This is a genomic window from Myxococcus sp. AM009, assembly GCF_013372605.1.
GTDB lineage: Bacteria > Myxococcota > Myxococcia > Myxococcales > Myxococcaceae > Myxococcus > Myxococcus vastator.
On record NZ_JABXEP010000048.1, the window covers coordinates 36,392 to 51,337 of the forward strand.

Genomic DNA, 14,946 nt, shown 5'->3' on the forward strand with positions numbered 1-14,946 from the left:
CATGGAAGGGAGCATGCGCGCGATGGTGCTGCGCGAGGTAGGGCAGCCCCTGCGTGAGACGCGGCTGCCCATTCCCCGTCCCGGCCCGGAGGAGCTGCTGCTCCGCGTGCGCGCCTGCGCGGTCTGCCGCACCGACCTGCACGTCGTGGACGGTGAGCTACCGAAGCCCAGGCTGCCGCTAATCCCCGGCCATGAAATCGTGGCCACGGTGGAGGCGGCGGGCGAGCGGGCGACGGCCATTCCCGTGGGCACGCGAGTGGGCGTCCCCTGGCTCGGCTGGAGCTGTGGCCGCTGCCGCTTCTGTCTCGCCGGACAGGAGAACCTCTGCGAGCAGGCCCGCTTCACCGGGTACCAGCTGGATGGGGGCTACGCGGAGTTCACGGTGGCCCACCAGCGCTTCTGCTTCCCCCTGCCGTCCGAGTACACCGACGTCCACGCCGCGCCGTTGATGTGCGCGGGCCTCATCGGCTTTCGCAGCCTCCGCATGGCGGGGAGGGAGCGGCGCCTGCTGGGCCTCTACGGCTTCGGCGCGGCGGCGCACCTGCTCATCCAGGTCATGCGCCATCAAGGCCGGCGCGTCTTCGCCTTCACCCGGCCGGGGGACGTGGAGGGCCAGCGGTTCGCGCGGGAGCTGGGCGCGGAGTGGGCGGGGGATTCGGACACCGTGCCTCCAGAGCGGCTGGACGCGGCCATCCTCTTCGCGCCCGTGGGCGCCCTGGTGCCCGCCGCGCTCCGGGCGGTGGACAAGGCCGGTGTGGTGGTGTGCGGTGGCATCCACATGAGCGACATCCCCTCGTTCCCCTACGCGCTGCTGTGGGAGGAGCGCGTGGTGCGTTCGGTGGCGAACCTCACCCGGGCGGATGCGCTGGACTTCCTCGCGCTCGCGCCCACGGTGCCGGTGCGCACACTGGTGCAGACCTTCCCACTGTCCGCCGCCAACGAGGCCCTCACCGCCCTGCGGCGGGGCCAGGTACAAGGCGCGGCGGTGCTCCAGGTGGCGGCCCGGGGTTGAGCGTGGCGCCGGGCCGGCCCACGCCCGCCTCCCAGGGGCGCTGGGGCAAATCGCCACGCAGGGACTGCGGCGGTGTCCCATTTCGCCGCAAACGCAGCGTGTGGCTTTCGTGGCGCTGATGGAATTTCGCGGACCTGGCGCGCTGGCCGCCCAAATGCATCGGACGGGAAGGCAACCCGATGCCCCCTTCTTGGGGGCACCACCACGCGAGGCGGACGATGAACCGAGCGCTGCAAATCACCTATCGGGGCATGGAGACGAGCGAGGCCCTGAGCGAGTACATCCGCGACCACGCCGGCAAGCTGGAGCAGTTCTACGACGGCATCGTGGGGTGCCACGTGGTGGTGGAGGAGCCGCACCGGCACAAGCAGCACGGCCGGCATTTCCACGTGCGTGTGGATGTGAGTGTGCCGGGAAGGAACATCGTCGCCACCCGGGACCCCCAGGCGCGCACCGGGCACGAGGATGCCTATCAAGCGGTGACGGACGCGTTCGACGCCGCCAGGCGCCAGCTCCAACACTACGCGGACGCGCTCCACACGCACCACCGGTGACGGTGTGCCTCGCGCGGCGCTTCATTCCCATTACAGACATCCAGCTGGGCGGTCGCGCGACGCACCTTCCGAACATTTGCCATTCAAACCCATGACAGGCCTGGGGTGCTGAGCGCTATCGTGGGGCTTGTCACGCCATGAAAGCCCAGCGCCTCCAGGTGCTGCGGGTCGACGCCGAGGCTCCCCACCTCGTCACCACCGCCGCCGTCCACTCGACAGCCTCGCTTGCCAAGTTCGCCACGGCTCCGTGCGCGGGGCGCCTGCGTGGGTCGCGGGCGAGTCCGGGGGCTGAGCGATGAGGGGCCCCGTGGGCAAGCGTGGGTGGTGGGTGGTGTCCGGCGTCGTCTGGCTCGGCGTCGTCGTGGCGGGCTCGCTGGCCATGGCTCGCTACTCCCTCACGCCCGGCGAGTCCCTGGCGGCGCCCGCGCGCTGGCCCGGGGATTCCACCGTGCCACGCGTGGAGGGCCGCCCCACGCTGGTGATGCTGGCGCACCCGCTCTGCCCCTGCACTCGCGCGAGCCTGGGCGAGCTCTCGTGGGTGATGGCGAAGGCCCAGGGGCGGCTCGACGCCTTCGTGCTCTTCCTCAAGCCCGAGGGCACCGGCGAGGATTGGGAGCAGGGCGAGCTGTGGCGCTCCGCGGCGGCGATTCCGGGCGTCACCTCGCTGCGCGACGAGGGCGGCGTCCAGGCGGAGCGCTTCGGCGCCGTCACCTCCGGTCAGGTGCTCTTCTACGACGCGGGCGGGACGCTGCGCTTCAGCGGCGGCATCACCCCGGCCCGGGGCCACGCGGGCGACAACGCCGGGCGCGCCGCGGTGGAGGCCCTGCTGGGGGACGCGCCGCCGGAGGCGCTGTCCGGACACGCCGTCTACGGCTGTGAGCTGGAAGACCCCCGCGGGAGCGCGCCATGAACCCGGCGCGGGATGAGACGTCCAGCCCGCCCCTGGCGCTCAAGGAGCGCGCCGCGCGGCTGTTTCGCGAACACCTGTCCGCGGTGCAGGTCCGCACGGATCGGCTCTTCGCGGGGCTGATGCTGGGCCAGTGGGTGGTGGGCATCGTCATCGCCCTGTTCGGTCCGCGGGGCAGCGGCGCGCAGCTCCAGGCGGCCGTGCTGGTGGGCACGCTGCTCAGCGCCTTCCCGATGCTGATGGCGCGCTGGCGCCCGGGCTCCACGCCCACCCGTCACGTGGTGGCCGTGTGCCAGGCGCTCTGGTCCTCGCTGCTCATCTATCTGACGGACGGCCGGGTGGAGACGCACTTCCACATCTTCGGCTCGCTGGCCTTCCTGGCGCTGTACCGCGACCCGTGGGTGCTGCTCACCGCGAGCATCACCACCGTCGTGGACCACGTGCTGCGCGGCACCCTGTGGTCGCACTCGCTCTACGGCGGTTTTCCGCCGGAGCTGTGGCGCTTCGTGGAGCACGCCTTCTGGGTGGCCTTCATCGACGTGGTGCTGGTGTATTCGTGCCGGGGCATGTTGCGCGAGCTGCGCGAGGTGGCGGTGCGCCGGGCGGAGCTGGAGCTGGCCCGCGAGCGTGAGTACGCGAAGGCGCGCGAGCTGGACCGCGCCCTGCGCGAGCTCAGCGGCTTCCAGGAGCACCTCATCCGCGTGGAGAAGCTGGCCGCGGTGGGACAGCTGGCCGCCAGCGTGGGGCACGAGCTGCGAAACCCGCTGGCCGCCGTGCGCAACTCCCACGCCTATCTCTCCCGGAAGCTCACGAAGGACCCGGCGGGGGCCGCGAATGACCCACGGGTGCCCCAGTTCCTGGGGCTGATGGAGCGCGAGCTGAACGCCTGCGCGAAAATCATCTCCGACCTGCTCGACTTCGCCCGCGAGCGTCCGCCCGCGCTCCAGCCGTGTCCGCTGCGTCCGTTGGTGGACGAGGCCATTGGCGTGGTGCCGCAGCGGGAAGGGGTGCGAATCGTCAATGACGTGCCGGAGTCGTTGCCGGTGCCACACCTGGACAAGGAGCAGTTCCGCCAGGTCCTGGTGAACCTGGTGCAGAACGCGGTGGAGGCCATGCCCGTGGGGCGCACGGGAGAGGTTTCAGTCGTGGCGGAAGGTGGAGACGCGAGCCCCTGGCGTGTCCGGGTCGTGGATGACGGCGCGGGGATTCCTCCGGAGGTGCTGCCCAAGATTTTCGAGCCGCTCTTCACCACGAAGACGCGTGGCACCGGCTTGGGGCTGGCCATTGTCGCCAACATGGTGCAACGTCATGGCGGCACAATCTCTGTGCGCAGCGAAGCGGAGCGGGGTAGTGAGTTCCTGATTGAGCTCCCCGCGGCAGCGGCGGCCCAGGCCGCATGATGGAGGACGTCGCAGTGGCCCCCGCGCGCATCCTGCTGGTCGACGACGAGGAGTCGCTTCGCATCACCTTGGCCGCGAACCTGGAGCTGGAGGGCCACACGGTCCTCGAGGCGGCCAATGGTGAGGAGGCCTTGCGCCTCCTGGAGAAGCAGTCCGTGGACGTGGTGCTCACGGACATCCGCATGCCCGGCCTGCACGGCGTGGAGCTCTTGCGCCGCATCAAGCAGGAGCGCCCCGACATGCCGGTGGTGCTGATGACGGCCTTCACGGCGGAGGAGCTGGTGGATGACGCGCTCGCCGAGGGCGCCTTCACCGTGCTGCCCAAGCCCTTCGACGTGGCGCACGCGCTGGACACAGTGCTGCGCGCGGCGGCGGCGCCCCAGGTCCTGGTGGTGGACGACACCGAACAGGTGGCGCGCGGCATGGTGCGCGCCCTGAGCACGGTGGGGCTGCGCGCGCGCGCCGTGTACAGCGGAGAGGAGGCGCTGTCCTCGCTGCGTTCGGGGGAGTACGACGTCTGCGTGCTGGACCTGGTGATGCCGGAGATGAGCGGGCCGGAGCTGGTGTCCAAGGTGCGCGCGGCGAACCTGTCCGTCGCCATCATCGCCGTGTCCGGCCACGTGGTGCCGGAGATGCTGCGCAGGGTGGCGGCGCAGGGCGCGGTGGTGTGCATGACCAAGCCGGTACCGTTGCGCGAGCTGGTCCAGGCGATTGCACGGGTGCGAGGCCGGCCTCAGCAAGGGCCGCAAGGCGCGAGGATTTGACCCATGGCAGGCAGAGACCTCCAGGCGCGTGAGCGAGCGGCGGTGGCGGACGTGGTGGCCTCCACCCTGCGGCACGACCTGCGCAACAAGCTGGCCAGCATCCGCAACGCCTCGTTCTACTTGATGCGGCAGGTGAAGAAGACGGACCTCTGGAGCGCGGACCCGCGCGTGGAGACCTTCTTCCAGCTCATCGAAAAGGAGCTGACGTCCGCCGAGGACGTGCTCTCCAAGCGCGCGCCGCCGCCCACTGGCGGCACGCGCCCCCGGTGCAGCGCCCGCGTCGGCGTGGAGCACGCGCTCGCCGAGGCCCAGGTGCCGCCGTCCGTGGAGGTGGTGCGCGACCTGAAGGAGCAGAGGGGCGTCCCGCTGGAGGCGGAGGACCTGGCGCTGCTGGTGCGCTGCCTCGTGGACAACGCGCTGGAGGCCATGCCGCGCGGTGGCACGCTCACGGTGCGCACGCGCGACACCGAGAGCGGCGTGTGCCTGCGCGTGGAGGACACGGGAGAGGGCCTGGCGCCGGAGGCGTACTCCCGCGCGCTGGAGCCCTTCTTCACCACGCGGTCCCACCACGCGGGCCTGGGGCTGAGCATCGTCCACCGGACGGCGGTGCGACATGGCTGGCAGCTGGACCTGGGCGCGGGTCCCTCCGGGGGCACCTACGTGGAGATCCAATTCACGGGCGCGGAGGCCGGGGCGCATGACCGGAGTGACGTGACTCGGGGGAGCAAGTGATGGAGACGAACTGGACGTTCGGGCGTTGCCTGCTGCTCGTGGAGGACGACCCTTCCAACCGGATGACGCTGTCCGCGCTGCTGGAGGATGCGGGCTTCGCGGTCGTCACCGCCGGCTCCTATTCGGAGGCCGCGGGATTATTGAACCGGCCTCGTGCGTATGACGCCGTGCTGTTGGACCAGAGCCTGGGTGACGGCTTTGGGACGGGGCTGATTCCGCTGGTGCGCCACCACATGCCGAAGACCAAGGTCGTCTTCGTCACCGGTCATGACGGGAAAATCGACATGCCGGTGGACGCCGTCTTCCGCAAGGGCGGCCACTTCGATGACCTGCTGGCCTTCCTCTTCAAGCTGTTGCCCCAGCGCCCGCTGGGGGCCTGAACGCGAGGTTCCAGAATGCTGCTCCCTTCCGTTTCCGAGCGCTCCGCTCTCACCCGACGGCGGGAGCAGCTGGCGAAGGTCCTGGGGAGCGCGCCCGCGCTGCTGGCGTCGAGCCGCCCCCGCCCGCGCAACTACGCCGCCGACCAGTTCCCCTTTCGCGCGTCGAGCCACTTCCTCTACCTCTTCGGGCTCGCGACGCCAGACGGCGTGGGCTTCCATGACGGCCAGGGCTGGACGCTGTACCTGCCCGAGCCCGGTCCCGACGACGCGCTGTGGGACGGCGCGGTGCCCGGCTTCGCTGAAATCGCGGAGCGCACGGGCTGCACCGTGCGCTCGCGCGCCGAGCTGCCCGCGGCGCTGAAGGGCCGCGACGTGGCGACGCTGCCCACTCCAGATTGGGAGACGTGCCTGGACGTGGCCGCGCTGCTGGGCCGTGAGGTGCGCCCCGGCCACCTGGCGGCGGTGGACGTGCCGCTGGCGGACGCGATGATTGCGCTGCGGCTCCGCCATGACGACGCCGCGCGGGCGCAGCTGCGTCAGGCCGCGGAAGTCACGGCGCCGGCCCACGTGGCGGGCATGCGCGCCACGCGGCCTGGCATCCTGGAGGCCGCGGTGCGCGCCGCGATGGAGGCGGAGTTCGTCTCGCGCGACGTGCGGCCGGCGTATCAGCCTATCGTCACCGTGCACGGCGAGGTGCTGCACAACCTGCGCTATGACCACACGCTGCGCGAGGGAGACCTGCTGCTGGCGGACGTGGGCGGAGAGAGCCCCGCCGGCTTCGCCTGTGACGTGACGCGCACGTGGCCGGTGACGGGGCGCTTCAGCACCACGCAGCGCGAGCTGTACGACGTCGTGCTGCGCATGCAGCAGGCCAGCATCGACGCCGTCCGTCCGGGGACGCGCTACCGCGACGTGCACCTGGCCGCGCACCGAGAGCTGGCGCGGGGCCTGGTGGCGCTGGGCATCCTCCGGGGAGATGCGGAGGAGCTGGTGGTGGACGGCGTCACCGCGCTCTTCTTCCCGCACGGCGTGGGCCACCTGCTGGGCCTGGACGTGCATGACATGGAGGATTTGGGGGACCGGGCGGGGTATGCGCCGGGCCGCGCGCGCTCGCCGGAGTTCGGCCACCGCTCGCTGCGGTTGGACCGGGACCTGGAGCCCGGCATGGCGGTGACGATTGAGCCCGGCCTGTACCAGGTGCCCGCCATCCTGTCGGACGCGCGGCTCATGGCGCGCGCGGGGGACAGGCTGCGGCGCGACGTGCTGGCGCGCTACGCGGACGTGCGCGGCATTCGCATCGAGGACGACGTGCTCGTCACGCCGGGTGGCAACGAGGTGCTCACCGCCGCCATCCCCAAGGAGGCCTCCGACATCGAGGCCGTCATGACCAGCTCTGCCCGTCCAGCTCCGGGAAGGTGACCTGGCACTGGCCGGGGTTCACGCCGTCCACGCGCGCGTAGCCATTCTTGTTGAGGGTGCCTTCGCGCGTGCTCCCATCCGGGAGCGTCACCAAGTAGCGCGCGTGGGGGATGGGGCTGCCCTCCTCGTCCTTCAGCTCGATGGCCAGCCACGTCTGTTCCTCGACGGGGGCTTCCTCAAACGTCCGCGGCGGCGGCTCTGGCCAGGGCGTGGGCAGGAGCACCGGGCGCGCCATGGGGAGGGCCACCAGCTCGTGATGCGTGAAGGCTTCGGTGAGCCGCTGCTGGAGCCGCTGCTCGTACCGGCCGCGCTCCAGGCCGGACAGCCCCAGCGGGCGGCTGCCTCCGAGCGCTTCGTACATCGCATATAGCGTGTGCGCGGCGGGGGTGGCCAGCCAGCGCTTCAAGGCGGCGCTGACGAAGACGTCGGGGACGGGCGCGTGTGGGTGTTTCAGGCGCTCCAGGTCGACGGACGGTACGACGAGCCAGTCTTCCCCCTGGGCCGGCAGCCTCCACCGGCGCTCACCGTGAAAGCGCTGCATCATGACGGCCTCCTGCTGCTCGGAGGGTATCAAGCCGCGCGCGCTGCGCAGGCGGCGCCGCGGCGTGGAGTGCGCGGCGCCTGACGCCGCGCATCGGAGGTGTGGGGTGTGGAACGTCCCGGTGGGACGTCAGGGCAGCGGCTACTGCTGCGGCGGTGCGGCTTCGGGCGCCTGCGGAGCCTCGGTGGGCGCGGCCGGGCTGCTGAACGCGAACACCATCTTCCACTGCCCGTCGCGGCGCTGCCACACGTCGGTGAAGTACACGGCGTCGGTGACCTCGGCGCCATCCGTCATCTTCAGGCCGGAGCGCTGGAGGCCCGCCATCACCGCCGTGTCGCCATAGACATACGTGCGCATGCCGTCGGCCTCGACGGAGGTCAGCTCGCCAGGAATCTCCGCGATGCTCGCGACGAACGCGTCCCGGTTCGCCTCCGTGCCGTCCGCGCCCCGGTAGATGAAGTCCTCGGCCGTGAGCGATTTGATGGTCTCCAGGTCCTTCGTCTGGATGGCGCGCATGACGCGGCCTGCGAGCTCCGTGAGCGTGCGTGTGTCGTCGGCGGAAGGTGTGCTCATGGGTGACTGACTCCGGGTGGAAACATGGCCGCACGCACAGACGGCCAGCAGGGTGGATGCGAGGAGCGCTCGATACATGGGGGGCGTGAGTACAACGCGCATGCACGCGTGCGGAATGAATTTCCGGAGCGCGAAGTTGCGGGTCCGCGTGCGCGCCATCCGCCGTGGGTTGATCCGGTGAAGCAGTGGACAGGCGCGGTGCCTCCAGGGGGCACAGCGTTCTAGGACGAACAGTGGGGGTGGCGCGACGAGGACGGGTTCCTACGTTGCACGCCCTGTCGAAGTCAGGGCCGGTGAGTGCAGCGCGGGCGAGGGAGGGCGTGTGGACGAGCTTCTTTCCGGAGCTGAAGGGCAGTTCCGTACCCAGGGCAAAGGCACTCCAGGTGCGTTGGAGCCGCGCGGCACGGTGCGCGTGAGCGAGGTGCTGGAGGGAGACCTCGACGCGTATCTCGACCGTGAGCTTCTCGAGGCGTGTGAAGACGACGCGGCCGTGGAAGCCACCGCACCCGTGGCGGAGGTCTCCGCGAGCATGCGCGCGCTGCTCGCGCTCGCGGAGGAGGAGACGGAGTGGCTGGCGCGCCTGCCGCCGTCCACCTCGCACGCGTTGGACGTGTTGCCCGAGCCCCCGGTGGAGATTCCCGAGTGGATGCGCACTTCGCCTGGCGCGAAGCTGGTGACGTCCCTGGGCGCTTTGTTGCCGCCGCGTGCGGAGCATGTGCTGGCGCGTGCGCCGGATGCGCCCATGTGGGGTGATGCGCCGACGCATGCGCACCTGGAAGCCGCGCGGCGGCGTCGTGCGCGCGCGACCAGGACAGGCCGTGTCCTGGGCCTTCGTCCCGGGGCGTTGATGGGCGCGGCGGCCGTGGGCGCGCTGACGGCGGGCCTGCTGCTGGTCGCGGGCCTCTCCGTGCGCGGCGATTCCACGGGGACGCAGGTGAGCGTCGATGATGCCCTCCGGCGCACGGCGCACGGCGCTGTCCTCGGCGCGAGCGGCGACGCCCAGGCGGGCCTGCCCTCGGCGGGCGCTGGCGCCGCGATGCGCACCGCCGTCCCGTCGGGGCACGCCAGCGGAGCAAGCACGTCCTCGGAGGCCGCCGTGAGCGGTTCATCGTCGGAGCCGGCGCTCGCGCCCTCTTCGCGCATCTCTGGTGCCGCGTCGTCCGTGGCGCTCTCCAGCACGCAGCCGGGCATGGGCTCGGCGCTTCTTCAGGACGCGGCGAAGGGACTGCGCGCCTCCGCGCCTGCCTCGGAGCCGACGCGAACCCCGGGCACGCCCGTGGCGGAGTCGCTCGCGGTGGTGCGCCCCGCGCCCATCCAGCGCAAGGCCCCCGCGAAGACGGACGCGGCATCGGCCCTGCCTCCCGCGCCCGTCGAGCTCGACTTCGGAGACCCGGAGGCGGAGGGCGCGGCGTCTCATGACAGCATCGCGACTTCCCCGGGCGACGTCGCCGTGGAGGCCGTGGAGGAGGAGGACACGTCGGAGAAGGGGCCGTACGCGGACCTCGACGAGGACTTCGCGCGCGAGCTGGGCTTCACCGAAGACGCGGACGCGGAGGGCGCGAAGGCGGAGGCGTCCGCGCGCACCGTCTACGTGCCGCCCGCGGTGGACGTGAAGGCGCACCTCACGCCGGAGGACGTGAAGCAGGTGGTGCTGACGAACCAGCCCGCCATCACCGCATGCCTGCGCTCACACGCGCGGGGCACGCCGATGGAGGCCGGTGGCCGCTTCATGGTGCAGTGGTCGGTGCTCCCCAGCGGCGAGACGCTCAACGTGTCCATGGACACCGCCGCGCTGCGCGCCACGCCGCTGGCGCGCTGCATCGAGGACGTGGTGCGCCGCTGGACCTTCCCGGTGCATCAGGTGCGGATGCGGGAGCCCATCCGCTTCCCCTTCATTTTCTGAGGCGGGGTCGGCTCGCTGGCTCCTATGCTCCCTCCTGGAATGTCAGCGCTCGAACCCCCGGAGCCCACGGAGTTGCACGTCTGCCACTGCTGCCTCATGCGGCTGGAGGTCAGCGCCGGTGGCGTGGACCTGCCGGGCCGGCTGCAGGCGGCCCTGGCGTGTCGGGGGCTCGCGGAGCGGACGCGGGTGATGGAGTCAGGGTGTCTGGGGGAGTGCCCCGAAGGCCTCGTGTCTGTGATGGTGCTCCCGGACAGTGGCTCCGGGGCGCACGTCCAGCTCATCGACCCCGCGAAAGACGGAGCGGACCTGGCCGAGCACGTCGCCGCGTTGTCCGGTGCGAAAGACGGGGCCCCGTGAGTTGAGCGGCCTTGAGCAGCGCTTCCACCATGGGCACGCAGCTCGCCTCTCCCTTGCCAGCGATGGCGTACGCCGTGCCGTGGTCTGGAGACGTGCGCGGCACGGGCAGGCCCAGCGTCACATTCACGGTGCGCTCGAAGTCCAGCGCCTTGGCCGGGATGAGCCCCTGGTCGTGGTACATGGCCAGCACCGCGTCGTAGCGCGCGCCCACCGCGTCGGGCTTCGCGAAGAGGCCGTCCGCGGGGAGGGGCCCATGCGCGTCCACCCGGGCCGCGCGGGCCTTGCGGATGGCGGGGCCAATCACCTCCACCTCTTCGCGTCCCAGGAGCCCCCCTTCGCCCGCGTGCGGGTTGAGCCCCAGCACGGCGATGCGCGGCTTGTGGCCCACCACCGGCTCCAGGCTGCGCGACAGCAGCTTGAGCTGCGCCGTCAGTCCGTCCACGGTGAGCAGGCGCGGCAGGTCCGCCAGGGGGACGTGGTTGGTGGCCAGCGCCACGCGCACGCGAGGCCCGTCCATCAGCATCATCACCTCCACGCCGAAGGCCGCCGCCAGCACCTCGGTGTGGCCCATGAAGGGGATGCCCGCGCGGGAAATCTGCTCCTTCGACACGGGCGCGGTGCACAGCGCGTCCACGTGTCCCGCCCGCATCGCGTCGATGGCCGCCGTCACGAAGGCGTACTGCGCACGGCCGCCCTCGCGCGAGGGCCTTCCGGGCGCGCGGTCCTTCTCCGGGAGCCGCGTCACCTCCACCACGGTGGGGCCCTCCACGCGGCCCAGGGCCCCGGGCTCCACGCGGGCGTAGCGGCGCAAGGCGGGGAAGCGCGCCAGCGTGGGCCCGTCCCCGAAGATGACGGGGACGAGCACCTTGCGCACGGCGGGCTTCGTCAGGGCCGCGGCCGTCACCTCCGGCCCGATGCCCGACACGTCCCCCAGGGAGATGCCGACGAGCGGAAGTCCCATGGCGGCTACATCTTCACGTCGATGCTGGCCTTCTGCCGCAGCTCCTGCACGTACTGGTCGAGGAACTTCTCCGTCTTCTCCTGGAGCAGCTTGCCCTCCAGCTTGGAGCGCATCTCCTCGTAGGACGCGGCGGCCACCGAGCGGCGCTCCTCCACCTTCAGCACGTGCCAGCCGAAGTTGGTGCGCACCGGCGCGCTGACGCCGCCCTCGGGGAGGCCGAACGCGGCCTTCTCGAAGGCCGCGACCATGACGCCGCGCTTGAACCAGCCCAAATCTCCCCCGTCCGCGGCGCTGGGGCCTTCGCTGCGGGCGCGGGCCAGCGAAGCGAAGTCCATGCCCGGCCGGCGCGCCTCCGTGGCGATGGCCTCCGCCCGCTGCCTGGCGGCTTCCACCTGCTCCGCCGTGGCCTTGGCGTCCACCTGCACCAGGATGTGGCGCGCGTGGACCTCCGAGTCCCCGCTCTCCAGGCGCGTGTACTGCGTGTAGGCGGCCTTGAGGTCCTCCTCGGTGATCTTCACCTGGGGGCCCACCTTCATGCGCAGCAGGCGGTCTCTCAGGATGCGCTTGCGCATCATGTCCCGGTAGGTGGCCATGGTGAGGCCTTCCCCCAGCAGGAGCTGCTCGAACTGCGCGGGGTCGGTGATGTTGTTCTGCTGGCGCACGTCCGCCACCAGCTCATCCACCTCCGCCTCGGTGGCGGTGATGCCCAGTTGCGCGATTTCGGACTCCATCAGCTTCTCGCCGATGAGGGTGTCCAGGGCCGTCTTCATCAGCGCCAGCCGCTGCTCGCCGCGCTTGCGCGGGTCCGGGTCGTTGACGCGGGCCATCTCCGGCGCCGCGCGCTGCTGCACCTCGGACAGCGCGATGATGTCGCGGTTCACCACCGCGGCCACCTTGTCCACCAGCTCCGCGTGCGCCGCCCCGCCGCTCCCCAGGAGCGCCACCGCCGCGATTGCCGCCACCAGCTTCTTCATTCCTGCCATCCTTCCGTACCACCCCGGGCGCGTCCAACCGCCGCCCCGGTCTTCGATTCCGTCGTCACTCCGCCGTCGCCTGCTGGGGCGCCGCTCGCCCGCGGATGGCCTGCAACGTGGCCTCGTTCACCTGGACCTGCGCCTTCTGCCGCAGCTCCTTCTCGAACGTCTCCTGCGCCTGCGACCGCTTCTGCTCCAGCAGCTTGCCCTCCACCAGCGCACGCACCTCCGCGAACTCCCGCTTGCGCGCCGGCTTGCGCTCCAGCACGCGGAACAGGTGGAAGCCGTACTCGGTGGACACCACGTCCGAAACCTGCCCCACCCCCAGCTTGAATACCACCTCGTCGAAGGCGGGCGGCATCTGCCCCCGGGGGAAGAACCCCAGGTCGCCCCCCAGCTTGGCGTCCGCGCTGAGCGAATACCTGCGCGCCAGGTCCGCGAACTTCTTGCCGGACTTGAGCTGGGATTGCAGCCGCCGTGCCTCGTCCAGGCCCTTCACCACGATTTGCGCGGCGTGGACCTGCTCGGGCTCGTGGAAGTCCTGCGCGTGCGCGGCGTACCAGGCCCGCAGCTCCTCTTCCGTCACCGCCACGCGCGAATAGACGTGGCTGGCGAACAGCTTTTCGATGGTCAGCCGGCTCGCTTCCCGCGAGCGCAGCTCCGCCATGGACAGCTGCCCCTGGGCGAGGACCTCGTTGAAGTTGCCCGCCGGATAATCCCCCGACAGCCGCAGCACCCCCCGGTCCACCTCTTCCGGGGTGACGGTGACGTTGTGCTTTCGCGCCTCCTGGAGGAGCAGCATCCGGTGGATGTACGTGTCGAGCAGCGCGTGCTTGAAGGGCTCCACGTCCTCGGAGGTGCGCTGGGACACGTCCGACAGCGCCAGCTCGCGCCACAGCTCCTGTTCGAAGTCCGCCCGGCTGAGCACCTCGCCGTTGACGCTGGCGACCACCAGGGCCTCCGGCGTCTCCTTCACGGGCTTGGTGCAGGCGGGCAGGCCCAGCCCCGCCGCCAGCGCGATGGCGAGTGGGACCAGGAAGGCGCGGGTGGGAGAAAAGCGCATGCGCGGGGCCTCGTGAGGGGGAGGGCTCCAGGGTGGCAAGCCGTCAGTCATGGCGCGAGGCCCGTTCCGGTAGCACGCCGGGCAGGACCGGACAACCTCACCGGGCCTACGGCCGCGTCGCGTGTGCGGAGAGGAACGCCTCTATCAGCGGGAAGATTTCGTCCGGGGCCCGGCGGCCCAGCACGAGGTCCGCGTGCCCGTAGTCCGCCCCGAAGCCGTGGGCCTTGCCCGCCACGAGCATCTTCACCGGGCCGCCCAGGTACTCCTTGGCCCGCGCCACCGCCATGGGCGGGGCCAGCAGGTCCTTGCTGCCCGCCAGGAGCAGGAAGGGGATGGTCACCCGGGACAGGGACTCGCGGTAGTCGAGCTCGCCGTTGTAGGACGTGAAGCGGTTGGTGGTGATCCACCGCGCGAACTGGCGCCCCACGCCGCCGGCGATGTCGGCGGGCACGTTGGCCAGCGCGCGCCGCACCACCTCCGGCTCCATGTTCTCCGCCAGCATCATGTAGCGGCTCATGGGCCCCGGCGGCGCGCCGAACAGGGCGATGCTGGTGACGCGGCTGGTGGGGATGACCCGCAGCTTCAGCACCGGCTCCACCTTCTGGATGAAGGTGCGCAGGCCCGGCTGCACCGCGAAGGTGAAGGGGCTGCCCAGGGCCACGGCCGCCCGCACGGGCGCCTGCGGCGTCTTCGCCAGGTGGGCGTAGAGCATCAGCCCGCCCTTGGAATGACCAACCCAGAGCACTTCCTTCGCACCTGTGGACAAGACGGTTCGCACCGCCGTGCGCACGTCGTGCTCGGCCTGGTCGTCGAAGTTGAAGTCCGGGCAGTCGCCCGCCAGCCCCCGGCCCCGCAGCTCCAGCACCCATGTTTCAAAGCCAGCGCGGGCCAGGTAGCGGGCCAGGCTGTACTGCTCGTCGAAGTCCATGTGGAAGCGGTTGGCCCCCAGCCCGTGGCAGAGGATGACGGGCTGGGCGAAGCGCTTCTCGCCTCGGGCGTGGTAGCGGCCCAGGGCAATGGAGGCCCCGTCGTCCGTGGGCACCCGGTACAGCTCATCCGGGCGGAAGCTGAGCGTCAGCAACCCCTCCTTCCCGCGCGCCATCGTCCGCGAAAAGAGGTCCGCCATCCGGCCCAGCCGTGCCACCTGTCGACGAGTCACGTCACCAGTCTAAGCCGGACCACGGGGCCATGCCGTGTTCATTGGTGAGCAGGCCCCTGCCCGGCAGGACTGTTGCAGGGAGATGTAGGCAACGACTCGGAGGGCGTGGCAATGCGGCGGAAGCAGGCTTGGAAGGAAGTGTGGTCCTCCCTTATCGCCACCGTTTTTCCCACGGATACCCTTCTGGCGGCCCTTCGGAAGATGGAGCGGCACCAGGTGCGGTTGTTGGGCGTGGTGGGGGAGGGGG

The 14,946-nt window shown here is 71.2% G+C and carries 16 protein-coding genes; 10 read left to right on the forward strand and 6 right to left on the reverse strand.

What is annotated here, in order from left to right; translation table 11 throughout:
* Position 1 precedes the first annotated feature (1 nt).
* The 8 genes from HV824_RS14480 (at position 2) to HV824_RS14515 (ending at position 7,168) form a co-directional block, all read left to right on the forward strand.
* Positions 2-1,012: a zinc-dependent alcohol dehydrogenase family protein gene (locus tag HV824_RS14480; RefSeq protein ID WP_176419522.1), complete on the forward strand. Its 1,011-nt coding sequence runs from the start codon at positions 2-4 to the stop codon at positions 1,010-1,012.
* Between the two features lie 218 nt (positions 1,013-1,230).
* Positions 1,231-1,566, forward strand: a complete 336-nt coding sequence (raiA, locus tag HV824_RS14485; RefSeq protein ID WP_140797039.1) for a ribosome-associated translation inhibitor RaiA — start codon at positions 1,231-1,233, stop codon at positions 1,564-1,566.
* Between the two features lie 307 nt (positions 1,567-1,873).
* The gene (locus tag HV824_RS14490; protein WP_368738060.1) at positions 1,874-2,476 is read left to right on the forward strand and encodes a RedB protein; all 603 of its coding nucleotides are present in this window, start codon (positions 1,874-1,876) and stop codon (positions 2,474-2,476) included.
* Positions 2,473-3,873, forward strand: coding sequence for a sensor histidine kinase (locus tag HV824_RS14495; RefSeq protein WP_176419520.1), 1,401 nt, complete (start codon positions 2,473-2,475; stop codon positions 3,871-3,873). The genes HV824_RS14490 and HV824_RS14495 overlap by 4 nt, the downstream gene beginning before the upstream one ends.
* On the forward strand, positions 3,870-4,637 hold the full coding sequence (locus tag HV824_RS14500) for a response regulator (RefSeq protein WP_163777161.1): 768 nt from the start codon (positions 3,870-3,872) through the stop codon (positions 4,635-4,637). Before HV824_RS14495 ends, HV824_RS14500 begins: the two co-directional genes overlap by 4 nt.
* Positions 4,638-4,640: 3 nt before the next feature.
* Entirely contained in the window at positions 4,641-5,369 is a 729-nt protein-coding gene (locus tag HV824_RS14505) for a sensor histidine kinase (RefSeq protein ID WP_176419519.1), read from the forward strand.
* Entirely contained in the window at positions 5,369-5,749 is a 381-nt protein-coding gene (locus HV824_RS14510) for a response regulator (protein WP_013936365.1), read from the forward strand. Before HV824_RS14505 ends, HV824_RS14510 begins: the two co-directional genes overlap by 1 nt.
* A 15-nt stretch (positions 5,750-5,764) precedes the next feature.
* Positions 5,765-7,168, forward strand: coding sequence for an aminopeptidase P family protein (locus tag HV824_RS14515; protein ID WP_176419518.1), 1,404 nt, complete (start codon positions 5,765-5,767; stop codon positions 7,166-7,168).
* On the opposite strand, the gene HV824_RS14520 is transcribed toward HV824_RS14515, so the two are convergent.
* Both HV824_RS14520 and HV824_RS14525 read right to left on the reverse strand, forming a co-directional pair.
* Complete coding sequence (locus HV824_RS14520; RefSeq protein ID WP_255208031.1) at positions 7,131-7,712, reverse strand: carboxypeptidase-like regulatory domain-containing protein; 582 nt, start codon at positions 7,710-7,712, stop codon at positions 7,131-7,133. The two genes, HV824_RS14515 and HV824_RS14520, sit on opposite strands and share 38 nt — an antisense overlap.
* Before the next feature lie 138 nt (positions 7,713-7,850).
* Positions 7,851-8,282, reverse strand: coding sequence for a nuclear transport factor 2 family protein (locus tag HV824_RS14525; protein WP_176419517.1), 432 nt, complete (start codon positions 8,280-8,282; stop codon positions 7,851-7,853).
* A 322-nt stretch (positions 8,283-8,604) separates the two neighbouring features.
* On the opposite strand from HV824_RS14525, the gene HV824_RS14530 reads away from it, so the two are divergent.
* On the forward strand, positions 8,605-10,185 hold the full coding sequence (locus HV824_RS14530; protein WP_176423524.1) for an AgmX/PglI C-terminal domain-containing protein: 1,581 nt from the start codon (positions 8,605-8,607) through the stop codon (positions 10,183-10,185).
* Positions 10,186-10,224: 39 nt separating this feature from the next.
* The gene (locus HV824_RS14535) at positions 10,225-10,542 is read left to right on the forward strand and encodes a (2Fe-2S) ferredoxin domain-containing protein (protein WP_176423525.1); all 318 of its coding nucleotides are present in this window, start codon (positions 10,225-10,227) and stop codon (positions 10,540-10,542) included.
* Here HV824_RS14535 and pdxA read toward each other — a convergent pair.
* The 4 genes from pdxA to HV824_RS14555 all read right to left on the reverse strand — a co-directional run bounded on the left by pdxA (position 10,463) and on the right by HV824_RS14555 (position 14,666).
* Entirely contained in the window at positions 10,463-11,503 is a 1,041-nt protein-coding gene (gene pdxA / locus HV824_RS14540; RefSeq protein ID WP_176423526.1) for a 4-hydroxythreonine-4-phosphate dehydrogenase PdxA, read from the reverse strand. The two genes, HV824_RS14535 and pdxA, sit on opposite strands and share 80 nt — an antisense overlap.
* Positions 11,504-11,508: 5 nt before the next feature.
* On the reverse strand, positions 11,509-12,477 hold the full coding sequence (locus HV824_RS14545; RefSeq protein ID WP_176419513.1) for a peptidylprolyl isomerase: 969 nt from the start codon (positions 12,475-12,477) through the stop codon (positions 11,509-11,511).
* A 64-nt stretch (positions 12,478-12,541) separates the two neighbouring features.
* A complete protein-coding gene (locus HV824_RS14550) occupies positions 12,542-13,540 on the reverse strand; it encodes a peptidyl-prolyl cis-trans isomerase (protein ID WP_176423527.1) in 999 nt (332 codons plus the stop codon).
* Between the two features lie 106 nt (positions 13,541-13,646).
* Positions 13,647-14,666 carry an alpha/beta fold hydrolase gene (locus HV824_RS14555; protein ID WP_176423531.1) on the reverse strand — a complete coding sequence of 340 codons (1,020 nt, stop codon included), beginning with the start codon at positions 14,664-14,666 and terminating at the stop codon, positions 13,647-13,649.
* Positions 14,667-14,946 lie beyond the last annotated feature (280 nt).